25 protein-coding genes are annotated in these 25126 nt (G+C 67.7%); 11 read left to right on the top strand and 14 right to left on the bottom strand.

All coding sequences use genetic code 11. The annotated features are described in order from the left end of the window. Nucleotides 1-167: 167 nt before the first annotated feature. Complete coding sequence (gene crp / locus GBG68_RS00125) at nucleotides 168-806, top strand: cAMP-activated global transcriptional regulator CRP (RefSeq protein ID WP_152143854.1); 639 nt, start codon at nucleotides 168-170, stop codon at nucleotides 804-806. A 229-nt stretch (nucleotides 807-1035) separates the two neighbouring features. Here the strand turns inward: crp and trpC are convergent, their stop codons facing one another. From trpC to djlA, 7 genes are all read right to left on the bottom strand, one after another. Beyond that, entirely contained in the window at nucleotides 1036-1845 is an 810-nt protein-coding gene (trpC, locus tag GBG68_RS00120) for an indole-3-glycerol phosphate synthase TrpC (protein WP_226801519.1), read from the bottom strand. Between the two features lie 14 nt (nucleotides 1846-1859). Next, nucleotides 1860-2888 carry an anthranilate phosphoribosyltransferase gene (gene trpD / locus GBG68_RS00115; protein WP_152143850.1) on the bottom strand — a complete coding sequence of 343 codons (1029 nt, stop codon included), beginning with the start codon at nucleotides 2886-2888 and terminating at the stop codon, nucleotides 1860-1862. 4 nt (nucleotides 2889-2892) lie between these two features. Then, nucleotides 2893-3477 carry an anthranilate synthase component II gene (locus GBG68_RS00110; RefSeq protein WP_152143847.1) on the bottom strand — a complete coding sequence of 195 codons (585 nt, stop codon included), beginning with the start codon at nucleotides 3475-3477 and terminating at the stop codon, nucleotides 2893-2895. Nucleotides 3478-3480: 3 nt separating this feature from the next. After that, entirely contained in the window at nucleotides 3481-4980 is a 1500-nt protein-coding gene (trpE, locus tag GBG68_RS00105) for an anthranilate synthase component I (RefSeq protein ID WP_152143845.1), read from the bottom strand. A 100-nt stretch (nucleotides 4981-5080) separates the two neighbouring features. After that, nucleotides 5081-5767: a phosphoglycolate phosphatase gene (locus tag GBG68_RS00100; protein WP_152143843.1), complete on the bottom strand. Its 687-nt coding sequence runs from the start codon at nucleotides 5765-5767 to the stop codon at nucleotides 5081-5083. A gap of 8 nt (nucleotides 5768-5775) precedes the next feature. Next, complete coding sequence (gene rpe / locus GBG68_RS00095) at nucleotides 5776-6450, bottom strand: ribulose-phosphate 3-epimerase (protein ID WP_152143841.1); 675 nt, start codon at nucleotides 6448-6450, stop codon at nucleotides 5776-5778. 80 nt (nucleotides 6451-6530) lie between these two features. Next, nucleotides 6531-7340: a co-chaperone DjlA gene (gene djlA / locus GBG68_RS00090; RefSeq protein ID WP_193222154.1), complete on the bottom strand. Its 810-nt coding sequence runs from the start codon at nucleotides 7338-7340 to the stop codon at nucleotides 6531-6533. Nucleotides 7341-7482: 142 nt separating this feature from the next. Between djlA and GBG68_RS00085 the strand changes: the two genes are divergently transcribed. The 4 genes from GBG68_RS00085 to GBG68_RS00070 all read left to right on the top strand — a co-directional run bounded on the left by GBG68_RS00085 (nucleotide 7483) and on the right by GBG68_RS00070 (nucleotide 11017). Next, the gene (locus tag GBG68_RS00085) at nucleotides 7483-9216 is read left to right on the top strand and encodes a SulP family inorganic anion transporter (protein WP_152143836.1); all 1734 of its coding nucleotides are present in this window, start codon (nucleotides 7483-7485) and stop codon (nucleotides 9214-9216) included. A 71-nt stretch (nucleotides 9217-9287) separates the two neighbouring features. Next, nucleotides 9288-9713 carry a YeeE/YedE family protein gene (locus GBG68_RS00080; RefSeq protein WP_152143834.1) on the top strand — a complete coding sequence of 142 codons (426 nt, stop codon included), beginning with the start codon at nucleotides 9288-9290 and terminating at the stop codon, nucleotides 9711-9713. A gap of 3 nt (nucleotides 9714-9716) precedes the next feature. Further along, entirely contained in the window at nucleotides 9717-10154 is a 438-nt protein-coding gene (locus tag GBG68_RS00075) for a DUF6691 family protein (protein WP_152143832.1), read from the top strand. Then, the gene (locus GBG68_RS00070; RefSeq protein WP_152143830.1) at nucleotides 10151-11017 is read left to right on the top strand and encodes an MBL fold metallo-hydrolase; all 867 of its coding nucleotides are present in this window, start codon (nucleotides 10151-10153) and stop codon (nucleotides 11015-11017) included. Before GBG68_RS00075 ends, GBG68_RS00070 begins: the two co-directional genes overlap by 4 nt. 39 nt (nucleotides 11018-11056) lie before the next feature. On the opposite strand, the gene GBG68_RS00065 is transcribed toward GBG68_RS00070, so the two are convergent. After that, nucleotides 11057-11953 (bottom strand): phosphoribosylaminoimidazolesuccinocarboxamide synthase, encoded by an 897-nt coding sequence (locus GBG68_RS00065; RefSeq protein WP_152143828.1) that lies wholly within the window; start codon nucleotides 11951-11953, stop codon nucleotides 11057-11059. Nucleotides 11954-12018: 65 nt separating this feature from the next. On the opposite strand from GBG68_RS00065, the gene GBG68_RS00060 reads away from it, so the two are divergent. After that, a complete protein-coding gene (locus tag GBG68_RS00060) occupies nucleotides 12019-12306 on the top strand; it encodes a metal-sensing transcriptional repressor (protein WP_152143826.1) in 288 nt (95 codons plus the stop codon). A gap of 130 nt (nucleotides 12307-12436) precedes the next feature. Here GBG68_RS00060 and pyk read toward each other — a convergent pair whose 3' ends face one another. From pyk to tkt, 4 genes are all read right to left on the bottom strand, one after another. Further along, nucleotides 12437-13888, bottom strand: a complete 1452-nt coding sequence (gene pyk / locus GBG68_RS00055) for a pyruvate kinase (protein ID WP_152143824.1) — start codon at nucleotides 13886-13888, stop codon at nucleotides 12437-12439. Between the two features lie 86 nt (nucleotides 13889-13974). Then, nucleotides 13975-15153: a phosphoglycerate kinase gene (locus GBG68_RS00050; RefSeq protein WP_152143822.1), complete on the bottom strand. Its 1179-nt coding sequence runs from the start codon at nucleotides 15151-15153 to the stop codon at nucleotides 13975-13977. A gap of 114 nt (nucleotides 15154-15267) precedes the next feature. Then, nucleotides 15268-16281, bottom strand: a complete 1014-nt coding sequence (gene gap / locus GBG68_RS00045) for a type I glyceraldehyde-3-phosphate dehydrogenase (RefSeq protein WP_152143819.1) — start codon at nucleotides 16279-16281, stop codon at nucleotides 15268-15270. A 142-nt stretch (nucleotides 16282-16423) separates the two neighbouring features. Continuing rightward, on the bottom strand, nucleotides 16424-18418 hold the full coding sequence (gene tkt, locus GBG68_RS00040) for a transketolase (protein ID WP_152143816.1): 1995 nt from the start codon (nucleotides 18416-18418) through the stop codon (nucleotides 16424-16426). 277 nt (nucleotides 18419-18695) lie between these two features. On the opposite strand from tkt, the gene metK reads away from it, so the two are divergent. The 5 genes from metK (at nucleotide 18696) to GBG68_RS00015 (ending at nucleotide 24353) form a co-directional block, all read left to right on the top strand. Further along, nucleotides 18696-19877 carry a methionine adenosyltransferase gene (gene metK, locus GBG68_RS00035; RefSeq protein ID WP_152143814.1) on the top strand — a complete coding sequence of 394 codons (1182 nt, stop codon included), beginning with the start codon at nucleotides 18696-18698 and terminating at the stop codon, nucleotides 19875-19877. A 3-nt stretch (nucleotides 19878-19880) separates the two neighbouring features. After that, nucleotides 19881-21194 carry an adenosylhomocysteinase gene (gene ahcY, locus GBG68_RS00030; protein WP_152143812.1) on the top strand — a complete coding sequence of 438 codons (1314 nt, stop codon included), beginning with the start codon at nucleotides 19881-19883 and terminating at the stop codon, nucleotides 21192-21194. 130 nt (nucleotides 21195-21324) lie between these two features. Then, complete coding sequence (gene metF, locus GBG68_RS00025; RefSeq protein WP_152143810.1) at nucleotides 21325-22203, top strand: methylenetetrahydrofolate reductase [NAD(P)H]; 879 nt, start codon at nucleotides 21325-21327, stop codon at nucleotides 22201-22203. 72 nt (nucleotides 22204-22275) lie between these two features. Beyond that, nucleotides 22276-23625, top strand: coding sequence for an adenosylmethionine--8-amino-7-oxononanoate transaminase (locus GBG68_RS00020; protein WP_152143808.1), 1350 nt, complete (start codon nucleotides 22276-22278; stop codon nucleotides 23623-23625). 5 nt (nucleotides 23626-23630) lie between these two features. Continuing rightward, the gene (locus GBG68_RS00015; protein WP_152143805.1) at nucleotides 23631-24353 is read left to right on the top strand and encodes a 16S rRNA (uracil(1498)-N(3))-methyltransferase; all 723 of its coding nucleotides are present in this window, start codon (nucleotides 23631-23633) and stop codon (nucleotides 24351-24353) included. A gap of 15 nt (nucleotides 24354-24368) precedes the next feature. On the opposite strand, the gene GBG68_RS00010 is transcribed toward GBG68_RS00015, so the two are convergent. Beyond that, on the bottom strand, nucleotides 24369-24830 hold the full coding sequence (locus tag GBG68_RS00010) for a chemotaxis protein CheW (protein ID WP_152143803.1): 462 nt from the start codon (nucleotides 24828-24830) through the stop codon (nucleotides 24369-24371). After that, a partial coding sequence (locus GBG68_RS00005) for a chemotaxis protein CheB (protein WP_193222153.1) occupies nucleotides 24827-25126 on the bottom strand: 300 nt, incomplete at its 5' end. The genes GBG68_RS00010 and GBG68_RS00005, both read right to left, overlap by 4 nt.

The raw sequence follows: 25126 nt of genomic DNA, 5'->3' as shown, positions 1-25126 counted from the left end.
CGGGCGGGGCCCCCAGATTTCCGAACGAGTATAACGAGTGGCCGATGCGCGTACCATGAGGTGAAACGCACCCCCTTTGGGTGTAGGCTTCGCCCCAGTGAACAGGCATGCCGGACGGCTGCGCGCCCCGCGGCAAGGCCGCGATCGGCAAACACAAGGATTCAAGCATGCTACAGCCCTCGGGACAGGCGGGTGGCAACACCTCCATAGACAATCTGCTCGCCCACTGCCACCGGCGGCGCTATCCGCCGAAAACCGGCATCATTTACGCGGGCGACCAATCCGATGCCCTTTACTACATCATCGAGGGCTCGGTGAGCGTGCTGATGGAGGACGAGAACGGTCACGAGATCGTCCTCACCTACCTCAACGCCGGCGCCTTCTTCGGCGAGATGGGCCTGTTCGGCTCCAGCAGCGAGCGCAGCGCCTGGGTGCGCACCCGCACACACTGCGAGCTGGCCGAGATCAGCTACGCCCGCTTTCGCCAGCTGATGAAATCAGACCCCGACATCATGTTCCCGGTAATCGCCCAGCTGGCCGACCGCTTGCGCAAGACCAGCCGCAAGGTCGGCGACCTGGCCTTCCTGGATGTCACCGGCCGCATCGCCCGCACCCTGCTGGACCTGACAAAGGAGCCCGACGCCATGACTCACCCCGACGGGATGCAGATCCGCATCACCCGGCAGGAGCTGGGCCGCATTGTGGGGTGTTCGCGGGAGATGGTGGGGCGCGTGCTGAAGGATCTGGAGGAGCAGGAACTCATCTCGGTGGCGGGCAAGACCATTGTGGTGTTCAACACCCGGTAGGAGCAGCCCCCGGGCACGAATCCCCCCAGCCCGGACGTTTCAACCGCAAGGGCTGTTAACCAAAGAGGCACAGAGGAAAGCGGGAAGAAGAACAGGCTAACCACAAGGGCGCACGGTACATGATGAAACCTTGCGTGTTTCCTCGTCCCTCCAGCCTTTGTCGCGACCCCTCTCCCCTCTGTGAAACTCTGTGTCCTCTGTGTCTCTGTGGTTAAAGAACCTCCGCGGTTTACCCCCCCGCAAAAAACAACTGCCGCAGCCGCTCCCCAGGTTCCGGCGCCACCATGAAGCTCTCCCCCACCAGGAAGCCGTGCACCCCGGCTTCTCGCATCATGGCCACCTCCTCCGCGGTGGCTATGCCGCTCTCGGTCACCAGCAGGCTATGCGCCGGCACCCGACTCTTCAGCCTCAGGGTGGTGTCGATATCCGTGTGGAAGTTGCGCAGATCCCGGTTGTTGATCCCCAGCAGCTCCGGCTCCAGCGCCAGCGCCCGCTGCAACTCCTCCGCGTCGTGCACCTCCACCAACACATCCAGCCCAATGCCGCGGGCACAGTCGTACAGCTCCTTCAACAGCGCATCACCCAGAGCGGCGACGATCAGCAGAATACAATCCGCCCCCAGCATGCGGGCCTCGTAGATCTGGTAGGTATCGATCACGAAGTCCTTGCGCAGCACGGGCAGCGTGCAGGCGGCCCGGGCCTGCTGCAGGTAGGCATCCGCGCCCTGGAAAAAATCCTCATCGGTGAGCACCGACAGGCAGGCCGCGCCCCCGCGCTCGTAGCTGCGAGCGATCTCGGCCGGGTCAAAATCCTCGCGCAGCAGGCCCTTGCTCGGCGAAGCCTTTTTCACCTCGGCGATCACCGCCGGAGCGCCGGCCTCGATCCGCCGCTGCAGGGCGCTGCGGAAACCGCGCAACGGCGGCGCCTGCTCGGCCATCTGGCGCATCAGGGCCTCCCGCGACAGCACGCTGGAGCGTTCGGCGACTTCCTCGGCCTTGCGATCGAGGATCTTCTTCAGCACATTGGGGGTATCGGGCAGCATCTTCGCGCTCCTCAAACGGAAGGATTGAGACGGCGGGTAAAGTCCGCGTATTCGGCGAGCTTGCGCCCCGCACTGCCATCATCGAGCAACTCCCGGGCGCGCTCCACCCCATGGGACAGGCTGTCGGCCCGCTCGGCGGCATAGATGGCGGCCCCGGCATTGAGCGCCACCATGTCGTAGGCCGGGCCGGGCTCGCCCTGGTAGACATCGCGGATCATCGCCAGACTCTCCTCGGCGCTATGCACCCGCACGGTATCCAGATCAGCTCGCTCCATGCCGAAATCCTCCGGCGCGATGCGGTATTCACGTACCTCGCCCTGATCCAGCTCGGCCACGGAGGTCGCCGCGCCTATGCTGATCTCGTCCAGGCCATCATCGGAGTGCACCACCAGCACCCGGCGACTGCCCAATTCGCGCAGCACCTCGGCCACCGGGCGCACCCAGCGGCCGTCGAACACGCCCAGCAACTGGTGCGGGGCGCCGGCCGGGTTGGTGATGGGGCCGAGCAGGTTGAAGATGGTCCGCACCGCCATTTCCCGGCGCGGGCCCACGGCGTGACGCATGGCGCCGTGATGGCGCGGCGCGAACAAAAAGCCCACCCCCACCTCTTCGATGGCCTGGGCCACCTGCTCGGGGGTGAGGTCCAGGTTCACCCCGGCGGCCTCCAGCACATCGGCGCTGCCGGAGCGGCTGGAGACGGAGCGGTTGCCGTGCTTGGCCACCTTGGCGCCGGCCGCCGCCGCGACGAAGGCGGTGGCGGTGGAGACGTTGAAGGTGCCGCGGGAGTCACCACCGGTGCCGCAGGTGTCCAGCAGATGCTGCTTGCTCACCTCCACGGCGCTGGCCAGTTCGCGCATCACCCGGGCGGCGGCGGCGATCTCGTCCACCGTCTCGCCCTTCATGCGCAGGCCGATGAGAAAGCCGCCGATCTGCGCTGGGGTGCACTCCCCGGTCATGATGGCCCGCATCACCGTGCCCATGTCCTCCTGGTCCAGGCTGCGGCCTTCGGTGACCGTGCGTATGGCCGTCTGTATATCCATCGCGCTAACCCCTGTTGAGGAAGTTCTTCAGCAGGGCGTGCCCCGCCTCGGTGAGGATGCTCTCCGGGTGGAACTGCACGCCCTCCACGTCCAGCTCCCGGTGGCGCAGGCCCATGATTTCGTCCAGGCCGCCGCCCTCGCGCTCGGTCCAGGCCGTCACCTCCAGACAGTCGGGCAGGCTCGCCTGTTCGACCACCAGGGAATGGTATCGGGTGGCGGTGAGCGGGTTGGGCAGGCCGCGGAACACGCCGCGGTCCTGATGATGCACCGGCGAGGTCTTGCCGTGCATCACCTGACCGGCGTGCACCACCCGGCCGCCGAAGACCTGGCCGATGGTCTGGTGCCCCAGGCACACACCCAGAATCGGCAGTTGGCCGGCGAAATGGCGCACCGCCGCCAGCGACAGGCCCGCCTCGTTGGGCGTACAGGGGCCGGGGGAGATGACCAGCCGCTCCGGCGCCAGCTGCTCGATCTGCGCCAAGGTGATCTCGTCGTTGCGGTGGACCACCACCTCCGCGCCCAGCTCGCCGAAGTACTGCACCAGGTTGTAGGTGAAGGAATCGTAGTTGTCGATCATCAGCAGGCGCATGGCTCAGGCCCCCTCGCGATTGTCGAGGCCGCGCTCGGCCATGGCCACGGCGCGGAACAGGGCACGCCCCTTGTTCAGCGTCTCCTTCCACTCCAGCCGCGGCACCGAGTCGGCCACCACCCCCGCGCCCGCCTGCACGTGCACCTGGCCGTCCTTGATCACGGCGGTGCGGATGGCGATGGCGGTGTCCATATTGCCGGACCAGGACAAATACCCCACCGCGCCGGCGTAGACACCGCGCTTGACCGGCTCCACCTCGTCGATGACCTCCATGGCACGGATCTTCGGCGCGCCGCTGACGGTGCCGGCGGGGAAGGTGGCCCGCAGCACGTCCATGGGCCCGAGGCCGGGCTTGAGCTTGCCGGTGACGTTGGAGACGATGTGCATTACGTGGGAGTAGCGCTCCACCACCATCCGCTCGGTGAGCTGTACGCTGCCCACTTCGCTCACCCGGCCGATATCGTTGCGGCCCAGATCGATGAGCATCAGGTGCTCGGCGATTTCCTTGGGGTCGTTGAGCAGTTCCTGCTCCAGTGCCCGGTCCTCTTCCGCGGTATGACCGCGCCTGCGGGTGCCGGCAATGGGACGCACGGTGATTTCGTCGTCCTCCAGCCGGGCGAGGATCTCCGGCGAGGAGCCCGCCACCTGGAAATCGCCCAGGTCCAGAAAGTACATATAGGGCGAGGGGTTGGTGCAGCGCAGGGCGCGGTAGAGATCCAGCGGCGGGGCGCTGTAGGGGGCGCTCATGCGCTGGGAGGGCACCACCTGCATCACATCGCCGTCGATGACGTAGCGCTTGATCCGCTCCACCGCCTCCTCGAAGCCGGCCTGCTCGAAGTTGGAGCGGAAGTCGTCCTCGCACAGTTCCCGCGGCGCACGGGGCACAGGGTAGGCGCTGCGGGCGTTGCGCAGTTGATTCACCAATTCATCCAGGCGGGCCTCGCCGCGGCCGTAGGCGCCCTCCTCGGCCGGGTCCACGTGCACCACCAGGTAGAGACGCCCGGCCAGGTTGTCGAAGACCAGCACCTCGTCGCTGACCATGAAGAGCATGTCCGGCACACCCAGCTCGTCCGGGTTGGGGCAGCGCTTCAGGCGCGGCTCTATGTAGCGCACGGTGTCGTAGCCGAAGTAACCGGCCAGGCCGCCGAGAAAGCGCGGCATCTGCGGAAAGCCCGGCGGGCGGGCGGCGCGAATGCGCTGCTGGTAGGCCTCGATCCAGGCCAGCGGATCCGCGGTCTGGGCGGTCTCGATGACGGCCTGGTCGTGAATCACCTGGATGCGCTCGCCGCACACTTCCAGGCGGGTGCGGGCGGGCAGGCCGATGATGGAGTAGCGGCCCCATTTCTCGCCGCCCTGCACGGATTCGAAGAGGAAGGAATAGGGCCCTTGGGCGAGCTTGAGATAGGTGCTCAGCGGGGTTTCGAGATCGGCGAGGATCTCGCGGATCAAGGGAATGCGATTGAAGCCCTGGGCGCTCAGGCGCTCAAACTGGTCTGCGTGCATGGTGCTCACTCACTGGATAACGGCAAGGATCAGGCGTCGTTGTGCCCGCCTCGCCATCGTCCGGTGGTGTGCAGTTCTGCCAGTAGTGCGCGGTCCATGCTCAGGCCGTGATGCTCAGATAATTGTTCAGTTGCGCGAAGTGTTCGAGGACGGCATCCGCGCCGGCGGCGCGTATGTCCTGGCCGTGATTATAACCATAAGGGACGCAAATAATCCCCATGCCGGCGGCCTGGGCCGCCTCCACATCGTTCAGCGAGTCCCCCACCATCAGGGTCTGCGCGGGCTCCACGCCCAGTTGCCGGGCTGCGTGCAGCAGCGGCAGGGGGTGGGGTTTCTTCTCCGGCAGGCTGTCGCCGCCGAGCAGCAGCTCGAAGGGCCCAAGCTCCAGGCCTTCCAGCAAGGGAGCCACGAAACGCGAAGGTTTGTTGGTCACCACGGCCAGCCGCAGGCCCGCCTCGCGCAGCGCCGCCAGGGTCTCGGGCACCCCGGGGTAGGGCCGGGTGCGCTCCAGCATGTGCTCGCCGTAGTGGTGGAAGAAGCGCTCCAGCACATGGTCCCAGTGCGCGGTGTCGGCCGGGTCGGCCCACATCTCGCCGGTGAGCGCACGGGCCACCAGCCGCCGTGAGCCATTGCCCACCCAGTGGCTGGCCCGCTCGGGGCCGGCCGGCGGCAGCCCTTGCTCGACCAGGGTCAGATCCAGGGCATGGGCCAGGTCCGGGGCACTGTCCACCAGAGTGCCGTCCAGATCGAACAGTACCGCACGGATGTCACCGCTGGGCGCCGCCATGACCCGGCTCATCGGCGGACTTGGGCGAGCTCCGCCCGCATGGCGTCGATCACCGCCCGGTAGTCGCTCTGGCCGAAGATCGCCGAGCCGGCGACGAAGGTGTCGGCACCGGCCTCGGCCACGGCGCGGATGTTCTCGGTCTTGACGCCCCCGTCCACCTCCAGGCGGATGTCCCGGCCACTGGCGTCGATCAGCGCGCGGGCCTCGCGCAGCTTGTCCAGGGTGGCGGGGATGAAGGTCTGGCCGCCGAAGCCGGGGTTGACCGACATCAGCAGGATCATGTCCACCTTGTCCATCACGTAGCGCAGGTAATCCAGCGGGGTGGCCGGATTGAAGACCAAACCGGATTTGCAGCCCTGATCGCGAATCAGCTGCAGGGTCCGATCCACGTGTTCGCTGGCCTCGGGGTGGAAGGTGATGTAGCTCGCCCCGGCGGCGGCGAAGTCGGGGATGATCCGGTCCACCGGCTTGACCATCAGGTGCACGTCGATCTCCGCCGTCACCCCATGCTTGCGCAGCGCCTGGCAGACCATGGGGCCGATGGTGAGGTTAGGCACATAATGGTTGTCCATGACATCGAAGTGGACGATGTCCGCGCCGGCGGCGAGCACCGTGTCCACTTCCTCGCCCAGACGGGCGAAGTCGGCGGAGAGTATGGAAGGGGCGATCTTGTAGTCAGCCATGTGCGTGCGCGCTCCCGGGAGGCTGTGGATGCCGCCGGACTTTACCGCATGGCTCGCGCTTTTGCAGCCGAGGGTAGCGCTCAGAAACCTCGGACGCGGCGGATCTCCTCGTAGGCCTGGCGGATCTCATGGGTGCGCCGGGTCGCCTCGCGCACCGCTTGCTCCCCCAGCCCCCGGGCCTGGGCCCGGTCGGGGTGGTGGCGGCTGACGGCCCGGCGGTAAGCGCGGCGGATGGCGGCCTCGTCGGCCGTCTCGGGGACGTCCAGCAGGCGGTAGGCACCGTTCAGCGTGGGCCGCACCGAACGGGATTGGTGGCGCTCGCGCTCCTGGTGGTGGCGCCGCCGGCGACGCAGATCGTCCATGCGCATGCGACTGATGTCCAGACGATTGGCCACCTCCCCCAGTACCCGGTCCGCGGCGGGCACCGGGGCGCCATCGGCGAAAGCCACCCGCAGCAGATAGCCCAGCAGCCGCTCGCGCCGCTCCATACGTCGATCCGCCGCGCGGGCAAAGCGGCGCAGCAGCCGCCGCCAGGGGCCGCGACCCGCCTTGCCGGCATTGAACAGGGCGATTGCCCGGCGGCGGCGCTCCCCTTTCAGGCCCAGTTCGGCCATCAGCGCCTCCGCGGCACGAATCTCCGCCGGGCTGACCCGCCCATCGGCCTTGGCCAGATGCCCGGCGGTGACGAACAACGCGCCATGAAAGAACTGGTCGCGCCGCGACATGCCACAGCCTCGCCAGGCGAGTCCCAGGCAGCGCTCCAAGGCCAGGCGCCGGTCGAGCAGCGCGCCGGGCAGCAGGCACGCCAGCGCCCACCCGACATTACCCAGCACCAGGCCGAGCAGAAAGCCGGTGAGCTTGCCCATATGCGCCTTGAAGAAGATTTTCATCCGCCAAACCATCGCCGATCACCGGCTTCGCCGCAATCCTGGCAATGCCAGGGCGGGCTGTTAGGCTAGTTAGATACTACCGGGGGTATGCCACTCCCACCGGGCTAAGCCGGGCCGGTCAACCTCCAACAGAGACACGTGCATGCGCTCACCAACCTTGCTGTCACGGCTGGTTCCCGCGCTGGGCTGGGGCCGCGCCTATCGCCGGGCCGACCTGGGGCACGACCTGAGCGCCGGCGTCATCACCGCCGCCCTGCTGATTCCCCAGGGCCTGGCCTACGCCCTGCTGGCCGGCCTGCCGCCCCAGGTGGGGCTGTACGCCAGTATCATTCCCCCGGCCATCTATGCCCTGCTGGGCACCAGCCGCACCCTCGCGGTGGGCCCGGTCTCGGTGGCGGCGCTGCTGGTGGCGGAGGCGCTGCGCGGCACGGGGCTGGAGCCCGGCAGTCAGGCCTGGCTGGATCAGGCACTGATGCTGGCGGCGCTGAGCGGCGCCCTGCTGCTGCTGATGGGCGCGCTACGGCTGGGACGGCTGGTGGATTTTCTCAGTCACCCGGTGCTCTCCGGCTTCACCAGCGCCGCCGCGGTGCTGATCATTTTCAGCCAGGCAGGGGCCCTGCTGGGAATACCCGCGCCCAAGGCGGGGCTCTTCTGGCAGCAGGCCCCTGCCCTGCTTGCTTCGCTGCCCCTGTGGCACCCGGCCACCACCGCACTGGGCCTTGGCGGTGTGGCGCTGCTGGCGTTCCTGCGCGCCGGCTTCCCGGCGCTGCTGCGGCGGCTGGGACTCGCTGCCGCCACCGCCGGCTTGCTCAGCCGCGCCGCCCCCTTGGCGCTGGTGTTCGCCAGCATCGCCCTGGTGGCAGCGCTGGGGCTCGCCGAGAAAGGTGTCGCCGTGGTAGGCGCCATTCCCGCCGGGCTCCCCAGCGCCAGCCTGGCCTTTCTGAGTAGCGGAATCTCCGGCTCGCTGCTCGGCTCGGCGCTGTTGATCGCGCTGATCGCCTACGTGGAGAGCATCTCCGTGGCCAAGGTGCTGGCCTACCGGCGCCGGGAACGGGTGGCGGCAAACCAGGAACTGCTCGCCCTGGGCGCGGCCAATGCGGCGGCGGCAGTGAGCGGGGCCATGCCAGTGGCGGGCGGCTTCAGCCGCTCCATGGTCAATTACGCCGCCGGCGCCCGCACCCAGCTCGCCACCCTGATCACCACCGCCCTGGTGCTGCTCGCCACCCTGTTCTTCACCCCCGCTTTCGAACGGCTGCCCAAGTCCGTGCTGGCGGCGGTAATCGTAGTGGCGGTGGCACCGTTGGTGGATTGGCGCGCACTGCGTAGCGCCTGGCGCTATGACCGGGCCGATGGCGCCACCTGGCTGGTCACGTTCCTGATCTCGCTGGCCTGGAACCTGGAGGCGGGCCTGATCAGCGGCGCCCTGCTCTCGCTGGCCGTATTCCAGGCCCGTGCCAGCCGGCCGCATCTGGCCGTGGTGGGCCGCGTGCCCGGCACCGAGCACTACCGCAATGTCTGTCGCCACACGGTGGAAACCTGGCCGGAGTTGCTGCTGCTGCGGGTGGACCGCAGCCTGTACTTCGCCAACAGCGGGCACCTGGAGGACGTGGTGGCGCGCGCCGCGGCGGAGCAGCCGGCGCTGCGGGATCTGGTGCTGATCTGCTGCGCGATCAACAGCATAGACCACAGCGCCCTGGCGGCGTTGGAGCGCCTGAGCCTGAGCCTTGAGGAGGCCGGCATCACCCTGCACCTGGCCGAGGTGAAGGGCCCCGTGATGGACCGCTTGCGCCACAGCGAACTGCTGGAGGCACTGGCGCCGGGGCGAATATTCCTGAGCACCGAGGCGGCGGTGCGCCAGCTGCGCGGCCGCCCTTGACATACCCCAGGGGGTATATAAGCTGATCAGCGGCACCACCCGCACTACCTGCGCTGCAACATGGAGGCCCCATGGAGAACTTCACGCCCGTTTCCGGCTTGATCGGCGGCCTGCTGATCGGTCTGGCCAGCCTGCTGCTGTTTCTTGGCACGGGCCGGGTGGCGGGCATCAGCGGCATCGTCGGCGGCCTGCTCAAGCCCCAAGGCGGTGATCGGCTCTGGCGGCTGCTGTTCGTGGCCGGGCTGCTGCTCGGCGGGCTGGGCTGGTTGCTGGCAAGCGACCGCCCCCTGCCGGTGGACCTGCAGGCGGGCTGGCCGGGCATGATCGCCGCGGGCCTGCTGGTGGGCTTCGGCGCGCGCCTTGGCAGCGGCTGCACCAGCGGCCACGGCGTGTGCGGCATCGGTCGCTTGTCGGCCCGCTCCATCGTCGCCACGGTGAGCTTCATGGTCACCGCCGGCCTCACCGTCTTCATTACCCGCCACCTGATCGGAGGCTGAACCATGGCGCAGTGGCTGATGACTCTCGCAAGCGGCGCCCTGTTCGGTCTGGGCCTGGTGATCTCCGGCATGGTGAACCCGGCCAAGGTCATCGGCTTTCTGGATGTGGCAGGCCAGTGGGATCCGACCCTGGCGCTGGTCATGGGCGGCGCTCTGGCCGTGACCATCCCCGGCTTTCGCCTGATGAAACGCCTGGGCCGGCCCTGGTGCGCGCAACGTTTCGTGCTGCCCACCCGCCAGGACCTGGACGGGCGGCTGATCGGCGGCGCGGCCATTTTCGGTATTGGCTGGGGCCTGGCGGGCATCTGCCCCGGCCCCGGCATCCTCGCCCTGTTGAGCGGTCTGACCCCGGTCCATGGCTTTATCGGCGCCATGCTGCTGGGCATGTTCGCTCACAGTCTGATCTTCGAACGCGCCAAGGCGCAGGGAGGCAGATCATGATTCCGCAGGTAGCGTCCTTTTTCGACGAGGCCACCAACACGGTCTCCTACGTGGTCCGCGACCCGGCCAGCCAGCAGGCGGCCATCATCGATTCAGTGCTGGACTACGACCCGAAATCCGGCCGTACCCACACCGCATCGGCTGACCGGATCATCGACCATGTGCGCGCGCAGGATCTGCGCATCGAGTGGATCCTGGAAACCCACGCCCATGCCGATCATCTCTCCGCCGCGCCGTATCTCAAGGAGCATCTGGGCGGCAGGACCGGCATCGGCGAGCATATCCGCGATGTGCAGAAGATCTTCGGCAGGATCTTCAACGCCGAGGCGGCCTTCCGCTACGACGGCTCGCAATTCGACCGGCTGTTCGCCGAGGGCGACAGCTTCCACATCGGCGGTCTGCTGGCGCGGGTGATGCATACCCCCGGCCACACGCCGGCCTGCCTGAGCTACGTGATCGGCGACGCGGTCTTCGTGGGCGACACCCTGTTCATGCCCGATTACGGCACGGCGCGGGCGGACTTCCCCGGCGGCGACGCGAGCACCCTGTACCGCTCCATTCGCCGTCTGCTCACGGAGCTGCCGGAGGATACCCGCCTCTTCCTGTGCCACGACTACAAGGCGCCGGGGCGGGATGAATACGCGTGGGAGACCACCGTGGCGGAGCAGCAGGCCGGCAACGTGCACGTGCATGACGGGGTGAGCGAGGCGGAGTTCGTGACGATGCGCGAGGAGCGCGACGCCACCTTGGCCATGCCCACCCTGCTGCTGCCTTCCGTGCAGGTGAACATGCGCGCCGGCGAGTTCCCGCCCGCCGAGGACAACGGAGTGCGCTATCTGAAGATCCCGATCAACGCGCTTTGATCGCGATGCAGCCCCGGCTTGGCCGGGGCGGGGCCGACTTCATTCGCCGGTCAGGCGCTGCTGCGCCTCGCGGTACTTGGCGGCGGTGTGAGCGATGACCTCGGCGGGCAGGCGAGGGCCGGGCGCGGTCTTGTCCCAGTCCAGGGTCTCCAGGTAATCGCGCACGTATTGCTTGTCGAAGCTCGGCGGGGAAGTCCCTTCCCGGTACTGATCGGCGGGCCAGAAGCGCGAGGAATCCGGGGTCAGCGCCTCGTCGATGAGGATCAGCCGGTCGTTCCTGTCCAGGCCGAATTCGAACTTGGTGTCGGCGATGATGATACCGCGGCTGGCGGCGTACTCGACCGCCTCGCCGTAGAGACGCAGGGTGAGCTCGCGCACCTGTTCGGCCAGCTCGCCACCGATGGTCCGCGCGGCCTGCTCGAAGCTGATGTTCTCGTCGTGATCCCCCACCGCGGCCTTGGTGGCGGGGGTGAAAAGGGGCTCGGGCAGACGCTGGGCCTGACGCAGGCCCGGCGGCAGCTCGATGCCGCAGACCCGGCCGCTGGCCTGATAGTCCTTCCAGCCGGAGCCGATCAGGTATCCTCGGGCCACTGCTTCGATCGGCAGCGGGCGAGCCCGCACGGTGACGATGGCACGGCCGGCCACCCGGGAGGCCTCTGCCGGGTCGGGAATGACCGCTTCCAGCGGCACATCCAGCAGCTGGTTCGGCACGATATGGCCGGTGCGCGCGAACCAGAAGCTGGATACGGCGGTGAGCACCGCGCCCTTGCCCGGAATGGGGTCGGGGAGTATCACATCGAAGGCGGAAAGCCGGTCGCTGGTGACGATCAGCAGGCGCTCCTCGTCGATGGCGTAGACATCGCGCACCTTGCCCTTGTGCAGCAGGGGCAGGCTCTTGAGCTCGGAATCGTACAGGGCTTCGGGGGCGTGACTCATGGGTGTCCTTGACCGGCAACGGATGAACAAGGGCGCCATTCTAGCGGTTCACACGAGGTGACGACATGGCCAGTGACATGCACGCCCTACAGCAGGCCCAGCGCAAGGCGCTGCTCGCCCGTCTCGCCCGGGTGGAGGGGCAGATCCGCGGCATACGCCGCATGATCGAGGAGGACGCGGCCTGCGAGCAGGTGGCCCAGCAACTCGCCGCCTCGCGCAAGGCGCTGAACAAGGCCTTCTACGAGATGATGGCCTGCGCCATCGAGCATGAGGTGGCGCCGGGGGAGGAATTGCCGACGGCGGCCAAGGACAAGCTCAACGAGCTGACGAGGATGCTGTCCAAGTACGGCTGATGCCCCCGGGCCACCCCTGGAGGCGGCCCGGGCCGCGAAGCCCGGCGGATGATGCCGGCGTTGCAACATTCGTGGCCAAGGCCAATCCCAGGAAACACGGCCGCGCTGCAATCGGGCGCCCGGGCTCGCGTCAGGCGGAGGGCGCCTCCCCCGGGCGCTCTTCCAGGCGCAGGATCTTCATGGTGTTGGTACCGCCCTTCACGCCGGCCAGATCCCCCTTGCTGAGCACCAGCAAATCGCCCTGCGAGAGCACGCCTTCCTCGCGCAGCCGCTCCAGCACCTGCCGATTCACCCGGGCATGGTCCGCCTCGGCCACATCCAGCGCCAGCGGGTACACCCCACGATACAGCGCCACCTTGCGACGGGTGGCCTCGTGGCGAGTAAAGGCGAAGATCGGCAGCTCGGTGCCGATGCGCGACATCCACAGCGCCGTGGCGCCGGACTCGGTCAGCGCGGCGATGGCCCGCGCCCCCAGGCGGTTGGCCGTGTCTATGGAGGCCTTGGCGATGGCCTCATCCATATAGCGGTAGCCACTGGTCGCGTCCTCGTGGTGAGCGGCGAAGCGCTGGTAGCGCTCCGTGCCGGCGCAGACCCGGGCCATGGCTTCCAGCACCCGGGCCGGGTGCGCCCCCACCGCGGTTTCCTCGGAGAGCATCACCGCGTCGGTGTCGTCCAGCACCGCATTGCCCACGTCCAGCACCTCGGCGCGGGTGGGGGTGGGGCTGCTGACCATGGATTGCATCATCTGCGTGGCGGTGATCACCACGCAGTCCCGGGCACGGGCGCGGCGCATCAGATCCTTCTGCACCCCGGCCAGTTCCTCGTCGCCGATCTCCACCGCCAGATCGCCCCGGGCGATCATGACCGCGTCGGCCATTTCCATGATCTCGTCCAGATTGTCCAGCGCCTCCCGGCGCTCGATCTTGGCGACAATGCCCGCGTCGCCGCCGGCCTCCCGCAGCAGGCGCCGGGCCTGCTCGATGTCCGCCCCGTCCCGGGGAAAGGACACGGCCATGTAGTCGGCCCCGATCTCGGCACAGAAGCGGATATCCTCCCGGTCCTTGTCGGTGAGCGCGGCCACCGATAAACCGCCCCCGAAACGGTTCAGGCCCTTGGCATCGGACAACTCACCGCCCACCAGCACCGTGGTTTCCACCCGGCTGCCCCGCACCCGGGCCACCTTCAGGCGAATCAGCCCATCGGCCAGCAGCAGGATGTCGCCCGGCGCCACGTCCTCGGGCAGCTGCTTGTAGCTGACCCCCACCACCTGTTCATCGCCCGCATCCGCCGCCAGCGCGACGTCCAACGCGAAAGGCTCGCCAGCCGCGAGGCGCACCGGGCCGCGCCTGAAGCCCTCGATGCGAATCTTGGGGCCCTGCAGATCCGGCATCACCGCAAGACACACTCCGAGCTCGGCGGCGGCGGCGCGGGCGCTCGCCAGGAGTCGACGGTGGGTGGCATGGTCCCCGTGGGAGAGGTTGAGGCGCACCACGTCCAGGCCGGCGCGCAGCATCTCCCGCAACACCCCCGGTTCGGCGCTGGCCGGCCCCAGCGTGGCGACTATCTTGGTGCGACGACGCATCCTTGCTCCTTCGATGAAATGGCTTCGATGTACCTGCCCCCTGTAGAAGGGGCTCCTACAGGGGGTGTGTTTGGCCCGTGGCCGCCTCAGGCGCCACGCGCCTCCAGCACCGCCACCGCCGGCAGGGTCTTGCCTTCCAGAAACTCCAGAAAGGCGCCGCCACCGGTGGAGATGTAGGAGATCCGCTCGGCCACGCCGAACTTCGCCACCGCCGCCAGGGTGTCGCCGCCACCGGCAATGGAAAAGGCCTCGCTCTCGGCGATGGCCTCGGCCATGGCGCGGGTGCCTTCGGCGAACTGATCGAACTCGAACACGCCCACCGGCCCGTTCCAGACGATGGTGCCGGCCCGGCGCAGCAGCTCGGCGTAACTGGCGGCGGTGCGCGGCCCCACATCGAGGATCATTTCGCCCTCGCCCACCTCGTCCAGCGCCCGCACCTCGGCCTTGGCGTCGGCGCCGAAATGGGAACCGCAGACCACGTCCAGGGGCAGCGGGATCTCGCCGCCCTTGGCGCGGGCGGCTTCCATCAGGCGCCGCGCCTCATCCAGCATGTCCTTCTCGTAGAGGGATTCCCCCACCGGGTGCCCCGCCGCGGCGAGGAAAGTGTTGGCGATGCCGCCGCCGACGATCAATTGATCCACCACCCCGCTGAGCGATTCCAGCACCGTCAGCTTGGTGGACACCTTGGATCCGCCGACGATGGCTACCAGGGGCCGTCGGGGCGCCTCCATGGCCGCACCCAGGGCGTCCAGCTCCGCCGCCAGCAGCGGGCCGGCGCAGGCCTGGGGGGCGAACCGGGCAACGCCATGGGTGGAAGCCTGGGCACGATGGGCGGTACCGAAAGCGTCCATCACGTAGATGTCGCACAGCGCGGCCATGCGTCGGGAAAGCGCCTCGTCATCGGCCTTCTCGCCGGCGTTGAAGCGCACGTTCTCGCACAGCACCAGCTCGCCGGGCGCCACCTCCACGCCATCCAGCCAGTCGGCTTCCAGGCGCACCTCGCGCCCGAGCAGTTCGGCCAGACGGGCGGCCACGGGGGCCAGGGAGTAACGCGCCTCGAACCGGCCTTCCTCGGGACGACCCAGGTGGCTCATCACCATCACCCGCCCCCCCGCCGACAAGACCTGCCGCAGCGTGGGCAGGGCCGCCCGAATGCGCGTGTCGTCCGCCACCCCCCCGTCCTCGGTCAGGGGCACGTTGAGGTCCTCGCGGATCAGCACACGCTTGTCCTCGAGGGCCAGTTCGCTCATTCGGGTGATCGCCATCATTCGCTCCGTATTGGTTTGTTGTTTGTCACGGCGACGCTGTCCAACCCCCGGGGGCCGCCGCGCCAGTCAGACGGTCAGAGCCCCCCGAGAATTGATCGGCGTCTCCTGGGTTCAGGCGGCTTTCATCAGGGCAAGCGCCACATCCAGCATGCGGTTGGAAAAACCCCATTCGTTGTCGTACCAGGCGCAGACCTTGACCAGGCGGCCACCCACCACCCGGGTCAGTTCCGCATCCAGGATGGAGGAGCGCGGATCATGGTTGTAGTCCATGGATACCAGCGGCTCCTCGCTGTAACCGAGGATACCCGCCAAGTCGCCTTCCGAGGCCTCGCGGACGATGCGCCGCACCTCCTCGGCATCGGTATCGCGGCTGGCGGTGAAGGTCAGGTCCACCAGGGAGACATTGGCGGTGGGCACCCGCACGGCGTACCCATCGAAGCGCCCCGCCAGTTCCGGGATCACCAGCCCCAGGGCGGCGGCGGCCCCGGTCCTGGTGGGGATCTGGTTGAGGGTCGCGCTGCGGGCGCGGCGCGGGTCCTTGTGGTAGACGTCGCTCAGCACCTGATCGTTGGTGTAGGAGTGGATGGTGGTCATCAGGCCGCGCTCCACGCCCAGCCCGTCATGCAGGGCTTTCACCAAGGGGGCGAGGCAGTTGGTGGTGCAGGAGGCGTTGGAGATGATCGCGTGATCGGCGGTGAGGCTGCGGTGATTCACCCCGTACACCACGGTGGCATCCACGTCCTCGCCGCCCGGGGCCGAGATTACCACCTTGCGCGCGCCGGCCTGAAGATGGGCCCGGGCCTTCTCGCGGCTGGTGAAAAGCCCGGTGCACTCCAGCACCACATCCACGCCCAGCGCCTTCCAGGGCAGCTTCGCCGGGTCGCGCTCGGCGCAGACCCGTATCCGCTCGCCGTTGACCAGCAGATCCTCGCCCTCCACCCGCACATCGCCCGGGAAGCGCCCGTGCACGGAATCGTGCCGGGTCAGATGCGCATTGGTTCGAGCATCCCCCAGGTCATTGACCGCGACGATACGCACCTCGTCGCTGCGGCCGGACTCATACAGCGCCCTCAAGATGTTGCGGCCGATGCGCCCGTACCCGTTGATCGCCACCTTGATCGCCATGAGTGACCTCCCGCCGGCTGCCCGCTGGCGCTGGATTACGAGTACCCGGGGCCCGGCGCCGCTTCACGGAGAAGCCGTCGCCGCGCCCCACCTGTCCCTCGAACCATACCGCAAAGGGCCCGGGCGGCGTCCCCCCGGCGCTCTAGCGCAGCTCCTCGGCCACGGCCAGGATGTTGTCCACCGTGAAGCCGAAATGCTCGAACAGCACCTTGGCGGGCGCCGATTCGCCGAAGCCGGTCATGCCGATCACCCGCCCCTCCAGGCCCACGTACTTGAGCCAGTAATCGGCCCAGGCCGCTTCCACCGCGATGCGCGCCCGGCAGGCCCGGGGCAACACGGCTTCACGGTAGGCCGCATCCTGCGCCTCGAACAGCTCGGCACAGGGCATGGACACCACGCGCACCGCGCGACCCTGCTCCGCGAGCCGCTCGGCGGCCTCCATGACCAGCGCCACCTCCGAACCGGTGGCCAGCAGAATGAGCTCCGGCTCCCCGGCGCAGTCCCGAAGGATGTAGCCGCCGCGGCGAATGTCCGCCAGCTGCTCGGCGTTGCGGGCCTGGTGGGGCAGGCCCTGACGGGTCAGCGCCAGAGCGGTGGGGCCATCGCGGCGCTCCAGCCCGACCTGCCAGGCCACCAGCGTTTCCACCGCATCGCAGGGGCGCCACACCTGCATGTTTGGGATCATGCGCAGGGAGGCCAAGTGCTCCACGGGCTGGTGGGTGGGGCCATCTTCGCCCAGACCGATAGAGTCGTGGGTGAGCACGAAGATATTCCGCAGCTTCATCAGCGCGGCCATGCGCAAGGCGTTGCGGGCGTAGTCGGAGAACACCAGGAAGGTGCCGCCGTAGGGGATGAAACCGCCGTGCAGGGCCATGCCGTTCATCACCGCGGCCATGCCGAACTCGCGCACGCCATAGAACAGGTAGTTGCCGTCGGCATCGTCGGCGCTCACCGGCGTGCAATCGCTCCACCAGGTGTTGTTGGAACCGGTCAGATCCGCCGAGCCGCCCAGCAGTTCGGGCAAGTACGGCCCGAAGCTGTTCAGCGCCATCTCCGAGGCCTTGCGGGTGGCCACGGAGGCCGCTTCGGCGTTGAATTTCTCCAGCGCCTCGGCGGCATGCCGGCCCCAGCTCTCGGGCAACTCGCCGCTGATACGCCGCTCGAACAGGGCCGCCAGCTCCGGATGCGCCTGACGGTAAGCCTCCAGCACCTGCTCCCATTCGCGCTGCTGTTGCTCGCCGCGCTCCCGGGCGTTCCAGCCCTGATAAATCTCTTCGGGGATCTCAAAGGGCTCGTGGTGCCAGTTGAGGAACTCGCGGGTGGCCTGGATCTCGTCGGCGCCCAGCGGCGCGCCATGCACCCCGTGGGTGCCGCAGACGTTGGGGGCGCCGAAGCCGATCACGGTCTTGCAGCAGATGATACTGGGCTTGTCGGTGACCGCCCGGGCTTCTTCCGTCGCCCGGCGCACCGCCTCGGCGTCGTGGCCGTCCACGTCCCGCACCACGTGCCAGCCGTAAGCCTCGAAGCGCGCCGGGGTGTCATCGGTGAACCAGCCCTGCACCTTGCCATCGATGGAGATGCCGTTGTCGTCGTAGAAACAGATCAGCTTGCCCAGACCCTGGGTACCGGCCAGCGAGCAGGCCTCATGGGAGACCCCTTCCATCAGGCAGCCATCGCCCATAAACACGTAGGTGTGGTGATCCACCAGGGTATGGCCCGGCCGGTTGAACTGTGCCGCCAGTACTTTCTCCGCCAGCGCCATGCCCACACCGTTCGCCAGGCCTTGGCCCAGCGGACCGGTGGTGGTTTCCACACCGGGGGCATAGCCATATTCGGGGTGGCCGGGGGTCTTGGAGCCGAACTGCCGGAAGTTCTTCAGATCGTCCATGCTCAGTTCGTAGCCGGCCAGGTGCAGCAAGGAATACTGCAGCATGGAGCCATGGCCGTTGGAGAGCACGAAGCGGTCACGGTTGAACCACTGGGGGTTGGCGGGATTGTGTCGCAGAAAATCGTTCCACAGCACTTCGGCGATGTCCGCCATGCCCATGGGAGCGCCCGGGTGCCCGGAATTGGCCTGCTGGACCGCGTCCATGCTAAGGGCACGAATGGCGTTGGCAAGGTCTCGACGTGAAGGCATAGATTCTGCTCCCGAAGCACGGCGCGGGGCCGGCTGTGAGTCGGGGTCGCCACCATCGGGGGGCAACCCGGCAATAGGACATGCGCCGCGAGGGGCCTCAGGCACCTTCCCCGGGCAGGTAAGAGCGCGGATTTTCTCCGACTTTGGCCTTTCGGGCAAGGCGGAGAAGGTTCGCATTGCGACCCATCGAACGCTACAATCGCGGGCCACGTGATCCAGACGGAAGCGCGCCGCTTCACGGCCCGGCATGACACGCTTTAAAAAGGAGTTACCCAGGGTGAGAGACTTTCTGTTCACATCCGAATCCGTCTCCGAGGGCCATCCCGACAAGGTGGCCGATCAGATCTCCGACGCCATCCTGGACGCCGTGCTGGAGCAGGACCCCATGGCGCGCGTGGCGGTAGAAACACTGGTGAAGACCGGCATGATCATCCTCGCCGGCGAGCTGACCAGCACCGCCAGCGTGGACTTCGAGGACGTGGCCCGCCAGGCCGTGCGCCGCATCGGCTACAACTCCTCGGCCATGGGCTTCGACTGGGAGACCTGCGGGGTGCTCAACTGCATCGGCAAGCAGTCCCCGGACATCGCCCAGGGCGTGGATCGCCAGAAACCCGAAGACCAGGGTGCCGGTGACCAGGGCCTGATGTTCGGCTACGCCACCGCCGAGACCGACGTGCTGATGCCCGCACCGATCACCCTGGCGCACCGACTGGTCAAGCGTCAGGCGGAGCTGCGCCACAACGGACAGCTCCCCTGGCTGCGCCCGGACGCCAAGAGCCAGGTTACCCTGCGCTACGAGAACGGCCGCCCGGTGGCCGTGGACGCGGTGGTACTCTCCACTCAGCACGATGAAGGGATGGGCACCGACGCGCTGCGCGAGGCGGTGATGGAAGAGATCATCAAGCCCGTGCTGCCCGCCCACTGGCTGAACGCCGACACCCGCTACTACATCAACCCGACCGGGCGCTTCGTGATCGGTGGGCCGGTGGGAGATTGCGGGCTGACCGGGCGCAAGATCATCGTCGACACCTACGGTGGCATGGCCCGCCACGGCGGCGGCGCGTTCTCCGGCAAGGATCCCTCCAAGGTGGACCGCTCGGCGGCCTATGCCGGGCGTTATGTGGCGAAGAACATCGTCGCCGCGGGCCTGGCCGAACGCTGCGAGGTTCAGGTCAGCTACGCCATCGGTGTGGCCGAGCCCACCTCCATCAGTGTGGACACCTTCGGCACCGCGCGCATTCCCGAGGCGCGCATTGTCGAGCTGGTGCGCAGCCACTTCGACCTGCGCCCCTACGGGCTCACCCGCATGCTCGACCTGGTGCGCCCCATCTACGCCCCCACGGCGGCCTACGGCCACTTCGGGCGCGAGGAGCCGCAGTTCAGCTGGGAGGCTACCGACCGGGCCGGCGCGCTGCGCGAGGCCGCTGAACTCAAAGCCACCGACACCGCGGAGGCCTGACTCATGAACGCAGAGGCAGCGAAACAATTGGAACAGGATTACAAGGTCGCCGACATCTCCCTCGCCACCTGGGGCCGCAAGGAAATCGCCATCGCCGAGACGGAAATGCCCGGTCTGATGGCCCTGCGCGAGGAATTCCGAGGCAAGAGCCCCTTGAAGGGCGCGCGCATCGCCGGTTGCCTGCACATGACCATCCAGACCGCGGTGCTCATCGAGACCCTGGTGGATCTGGGCGCCGAGGTGCGCTGGAGCTCGTGCAACATCTTCTCCACCCAGGACCATGCCGCCGCGGCCATTGCCGAGGCCGGCGTGCCGGTGTTCGCCTGGAAGGGCGAGACGGAAGAGGAATACTGGTGGTGCGTGGAGCAGACCATCACCGGCCCCGACGGCTGGGCACCGAATATGCTGCTCGATGACGGCGGGGATCTCACCCAGCTGGTGCACGACAAGCACCCGCAGCTGCTGGAGTCGATTCGCGGCGTCTCCGAGGAGACCACCACCGGGGTGTTGCGACTCTACGATATGGCCCGGGAAGGCAGCCTCAAGTGCCCCGCCTTCAACGTCAACGACTCGGTCACCAAGAGCAAGTTCGACAACCTCTACGGCTGCCGCGAAAGCTTGCTCGACGGCATCAAGCGGGCCACCGACGTGATGATCGCCGGCAAGATCGCCGTGGTGGCCGGCTACGGTGACGTGGGCAAGGGCTGCGCGCAGTCCCTGCGCGGCCAGGGCGCGACCGTGTGGGTCACCGAGATCGACCCCATCTGCGCGCTGCAGGCGGCGATGGAAGGCTACCGGGTGGTGACCCTGGACGAGGCCGCGGACAAGGCGGACATCTTCGTCACCGCCACCGGCAACTACCACGTGATCAACCACGAGCAGTTGCTGCGGATGAAGCACAACGCCATCGTCTGCAACATCGGTCACTTCGACAACGAGATCGATGTCGCCTCGCTGAAGCAGTACGAGTGGGACAACATCAAGCCCCAGGTGGATCACATCACCCTGCCCTCGGGCAACCGCATCATCCTGCTCGCCGAAGGCCGGCTGGTGAACCTCGGTTGCGCCACCGGGCACCCGAGCTTCGTGATGAGTGCGTCCTTCACCAACCAGGTGCTGGCCCAGATCGAGCTGTGGAACAACCACGGCGAGTACGACAACACCGTCTACGTGCTGCCCAAGCATCTGGACGAGAAGGTGGCGACCCTGCATCTGGAGAAGATCGGCGCGAAACTGACCCGCCTGACCCGCGCCCAAGCCGAATACATCGGCGTGTCGCAGGACGGGCCGTTCAAGAACGACAGCTATCGGTACTGAGGCCAGCCCCTGCGGGAGCGGCGTCTGACCGCGACCGTCTTTGCACAGCAAAGATATCGCGGCCGCAAACCGCTCCCGCAGGAAGCCTTGCCCCCAAGCCGCCCTGCCAGGACACAAGCCAGCACCAGTCATGCAAAGCCAGAAACTCCACGCCCCGGTCTTCAGTTTCGAATTCTTCCCGCCCAAGACCGACGAGGGGGCGGCCAAGCTGCGTCTGACCCGAGAGCGGCTGGCGGCTCTCGGGCCGCGCTTCTTCTCGGTGACCTTCGGGGCGGGCGGCTCCACCCGGGACCGCACCTTCGAGACCGTGTGCGAGATCCAGCGGGAATCCGGCATCGACGCCGCGCCGCATCTGTCCTGCATCGGCAGCACCCGGGAGAACATCCGCGATATCCTGCGCCAGTATCAGGCCGAGGGCATACGTCACATCGTCGCCCTGCGCGGCGATCTGCCCTCGGGCACCATGGAGGCCGGAGAGTTCCGCTACGCCAACGAGCTGGTGGAGTTCATCCGCGCCGAAACCGGTGACTACTTCCGCATCGAAGTGGCCTGCTACCCCGAGGTCCATCCCCAGGCGGACAATGCGGAAGTGGACCTGGCCAATTTCAAGCGCAAGGTGGAGGCCGGAGCGGACGCCGCTATTACCCAGTATTTCTTCAATGCCGACGCCTATTTCCGCTTCGTCGATGCCTGCGAACAGCAACAGATCGACCTGCCCATCGTCCCCGGCATCATGCCCATCCTCAACTACAAGCAGCTCGCCCGTTTCTCGGACGCCTGCGGCGCGGAAATCCCCCGCTGGCTGCGCAAGCGCCTGGAAGCCTTCGCCGATGACCGAGAATCCCTGGTGGACTACGGCGTGGATGTGATCAGCGAAATGTGCCGGCGGCTGCTGGACGCCGGCGCGCCGGGCCTGCATTTCTACGCCATGAACCAGGCCCCGGTGACCGAGCGCATCTGGCACCGCCTGGGGCTTGGCGAGCGGCCGAGCCGGAGCGCCCGGGTCTGAACTCCACGGCGACCCGAAACCAGGGAGGGTCGCCGGGCTCGGCGGTCGCCGCACAACAGAAAGTGACCGTCCATGCGTAACCAAGACCTGGTCGACCGCGACCTCTCCGTACTCTGGCACCCGTGCACCCAGATGAAAGACCATGAGTGGTTGCCGCTGGTGCCCATCAAGCGTGGCCAGGGTGTGTGGCTGGAGGACTACGAAGGCAACCGCTACATCGACGCCATCAGCTCCTGGTGGGTGAACCTGTTCGGCCACGCCAACCCGCGCATCAACCAGGCGGTGAAGGACCAGCTCGATACCCTGGAGCACGTGATCCTCGCCGGCTTCTCCCACGAGCCGGTGGTGGAATTGTCCGAACGCCTGGTGGAACTCACCCCGCCCGGCCTGCAGCGCTGCTTCTATGCCGACAACGGCTCAAGCGCCGTGGAAGTGGCCCTGAAGATGAGCTACCACTACTGGCGCAACCAAGGCCGCCCGGCCAAGCACAAGTTCATCACCCTATCCAACAGCTACCACGGCGAGACCCTGGGCACCCTGGGGGTGGGGGATGTGGCGCTATACAAGGAAACCTACAAGCCGCTGCTGATGGAGGCGATCACAGTGCCCTCCCCCGACGCCTGGCAGCGGGAGGCCGGCGAGAGCTGGGAGGATTGCGCCGAGCGCGCCTTCCTCGCCATGGAGCGGGCCCTGGAGCAACACGCCCACGAGGCCGCCGCGGTGATCGTCGAACCGCTGGTGCAATGCGCCACCGGCATGCGCATGTACCACCCGATCTACCTCAAGCGCCTGCGAGACGCCTGTGACCGCCACGGCGTGCACCTGATCGCCGACGAGATCGCCGTGGGCTTCGGCCGCACCGGCACCCTGTTCGCCTGCGAGCAGGCCGGTATCACGCCGGATTTCATGTGCCTCTCCAAGGGACTCACCGGCGGCTACCTGCCGCTCGCCGTGGTAATGACCACCGAGGCCATGTACCAGGCCTTCTACGACGATTACGCCAGCCTGCGTGCCTTCCTGCACTCCCACAGCTATACCGGCAACCCGCTGGCCTGCCGCACGGCGCTGGCAACCCTGGATATCTTCAAACAGGACAATGTCATCGCCCGCAACCGCCGCCTGGCGGAGAAGATGGCCGAGGTGGCCGCGCCCCTGGCCGACCACCCCCATGTGGGGGAAGTCCGCCAGACGGGCATGATCCTCGCCATCGAAATGGTCAAGGACAAGGCCGCCCGCGCGCCCTTTCCCTGGCAGGAGCGCCGCGGTCTGAAGGTCTACCAGCATGCCCTGCGCAACCGCGCGTTGCTGCGCCCGCTGGGCAACGTGGTGTATTTCATGCCGCCCTACGTGATCACGGAAGAAGAGATCGAACACCTGGGGCGAGTAGCCGCCGAGGGCATCGATCTGGCGGTGCGGGACTGAGGCCCGTGCCGCGCTTCTTCAGCCTACAACCCTTGCGAGGCCAGCACAGCCTGGAGCTCGACGAAGCCGCCGCTCGCCATGTCCGGGTGCTGCGGCTGCCGCCGGGTGCCGAGATCACCCTGTTCGACGGCCAGGGGGGCGAGTATGCGGCGCGCATCACGCAGATGGACAAGAAGCGGGTCTCGGTGGACGTAGGGGCGCATCTCGGGCGGGAGCGGGAGTCGCCCCTCGATATCACGCTCATCCAAGGAGTCTCCAAGGGCGAGCGCATGGATATCACCTTGCAGAAGGCCGTGGAACTGGGGGCCAGTCGCATACTTCCGGTCTTCAGCGAGCGCAGCGTGGTGCGCCTGGACGAGAAGCGGCTGGAGAAACGCCGGCGGCACTGGGAGGGAGTCATTGTGAGCGCCTGTGAGCAGTGCGGCCGCAATCGCATTCCCCAATTGCTGACTCCGACAGCGCTGAAGGAGGTGTGGAGCGCGCCACCCGGGGGGCTGAAACTGGCGCTGGACCCGGAAGGTGACGTGCGCCTGCGGGATCTGCGGCCCGAAGCCGATGCGCCCATCGCGCTGCTGGCAGGGCCTGAGGGAGGCCTGAGCGAGGCGGAGCTCCTCCTTGCCGCTGACGCGGGCTTTCAGGGGCTACGGCTGGGGCCGCGGGTGCTGCGCACCGAAACCGCGGGCATGGCTTGCCTGGCGGCGCTGCAAAGCCTGTTCGGGGACGCCTGAGCGCCCCACCCCAAATCAGGCGAGCAGTGTTTTCAAATCACGCTCCAGCAGATCCATGTCCGGAATCATCACCGCCTCGCCGTTGACCATCACCCGGGCGGCCACGGCCGGGCTACCGGCCTCCCGCTCCAGATCCTCCAGCCCACCTTCGTACACCGTCAGCAAGCGGGGGATCTGCTGGGTCAGCACGCCGAAGTAGCGCAATTCCTGGGCACCCCCCAGGGCCTTGAGCACGGCGATACGGGCGGTGCGGCTGGGCTGGGGAACCGGCTCGCCGCACAGCGCTTCGAAAGAGATCAGAGGTATCTGCTCGTCGCGCCACTCCGCCATGCCCATCACCCAATCAGGGGCGGCGGCGTCGGTACGCTCGGGCTCGACGAAGGGGACGATTTCCGCCACCACGGTGCCCGGCAACAGGATACTGCCGTTGTCCAGGGGCACGACCAGACTGCGCACGGTTTCGATCGTTTCACTCATGTTCCGCTCTCCACTCGCTGGGCGGTCTTGGCCAGATGGGCCGCCAGATCCCGGGCCAGCGCCTCGGGGGGTGCGCTGTGGGCCACGACGCCGGTGTTGCGCGCGCAACTGGGCATGCTGTCGATGGCGCAGCTGGCGGAATCCTGCGCCCAGACCAGGCCGCCGGCCCCGGCCACGGCCTGACAGCCCCGCGCGCCATCGTCGCCCATGCCACTGAAGATGATCGCGCCGCCATTGGCACCGTAGCGCCGGGCGACTTCCTCCATCACCGAATCGATGGACGGCGCGTAGCTGAG

It is taken from the genome of Alkalilimnicola sp. S0819 (assembly GCF_009295635.1).
In the GTDB taxonomy this organism is placed as follows: Bacteria; Pseudomonadota; Gammaproteobacteria; order Nitrococcales; family WHIW01; genus S0819.
This window is presented reverse-complemented; position numbering and strand designations above follow the sequence as displayed.

Bases quoted from the DNA above. Each gene is read 5' to 3' on its own strand.
- crp (WP_152143854.1), top strand. From the start codon at position 168: ATGCTACAGCCCTCGGGACAGGCGGGTGGCAACACCTCCATAGACAAT.
- trpD (WP_152143850.1), bottom strand. From the start codon at position 2,888: ATGGATATACAGACGGCCATACGCACGGTCACCGAAGGCCGCAGCCTG.
- GBG68_RS00110 (WP_152143847.1), bottom strand. From the start codon at position 3,477: ATGCGCCTGCTGATGATCGACAACTACGATTCCTTCACCTACAACCTG.
- trpE (WP_152143845.1), bottom strand. From the start codon at position 4,980: ATGCACGCAGACCAGTTTGAGCGCCTGAGCGCCCAGGGCTTCAATCGC.
- GBG68_RS00100 (WP_152143843.1), bottom strand. From the start codon at position 5,767: ATGGCGGCGCCCAGCGGTGACATCCGTGCGGTACTGTTCGATCTGGAC.
- rpe (WP_152143841.1), bottom strand. From the start codon at position 6,450: ATGGCTGACTACAAGATCGCCCCTTCCATACTCTCCGCCGACTTCGCC.
- djlA (WP_193222154.1), bottom strand. From the start codon at position 7,340: ATGAAAATCTTCTTCAAGGCGCATATGGGCAAGCTCACCGGCTTTCTG.
- GBG68_RS00085 (WP_152143836.1), top strand. From the start codon at position 7,483: ATGCGCTCACCAACCTTGCTGTCACGGCTGGTTCCCGCGCTGGGCTGG.
- GBG68_RS00080 (WP_152143834.1), top strand. From the start codon at position 9,288: ATGGAGAACTTCACGCCCGTTTCCGGCTTGATCGGCGGCCTGCTGATC.
- GBG68_RS00075 (WP_152143832.1), top strand. From the start codon at position 9,717: ATGGCGCAGTGGCTGATGACTCTCGCAAGCGGCGCCCTGTTCGGTCTG.
- GBG68_RS00070 (WP_152143830.1), top strand. From the start codon at position 10,151: ATGATTCCGCAGGTAGCGTCCTTTTTCGACGAGGCCACCAACACGGTC.
- GBG68_RS00065 (WP_152143828.1), bottom strand. From the start codon at position 11,953: ATGAGTCACGCCCCCGAAGCCCTGTACGATTCCGAGCTCAAGAGCCTG.
- GBG68_RS00060 (WP_152143826.1), top strand. From the start codon at position 12,019: ATGGCCAGTGACATGCACGCCCTACAGCAGGCCCAGCGCAAGGCGCTG.
- pyk (WP_152143824.1), bottom strand. From the start codon at position 13,888: ATGCGTCGTCGCACCAAGATAGTCGCCACGCTGGGGCCGGCCAGCGCC.
- GBG68_RS00050 (WP_152143822.1), bottom strand. From the start codon at position 15,153: ATGGCGATCACCCGAATGAGCGAACTGGCCCTCGAGGACAAGCGTGTG.
- gap (WP_152143819.1), bottom strand. From the start codon at position 16,281: ATGGCGATCAAGGTGGCGATCAACGGGTACGGGCGCATCGGCCGCAAC.
- tkt (WP_152143816.1), bottom strand. From the start codon at position 18,418: ATGCCTTCACGTCGAGACCTTGCCAACGCCATTCGTGCCCTTAGCATG.
- ahcY (WP_152143812.1), top strand. From the start codon at position 19,881: ATGAACGCAGAGGCAGCGAAACAATTGGAACAGGATTACAAGGTCGCC.
- metF (WP_152143810.1), top strand. From the start codon at position 21,325: ATGCAAAGCCAGAAACTCCACGCCCCGGTCTTCAGTTTCGAATTCTTC.
- GBG68_RS00020 (WP_152143808.1), top strand. From the start codon at position 22,276: ATGCGTAACCAAGACCTGGTCGACCGCGACCTCTCCGTACTCTGGCAC.
- GBG68_RS00010 (WP_152143803.1), bottom strand. From the start codon at position 24,830: ATGAGTGAAACGATCGAAACCGTGCGCAGTCTGGTCGTGCCCCTGGAC.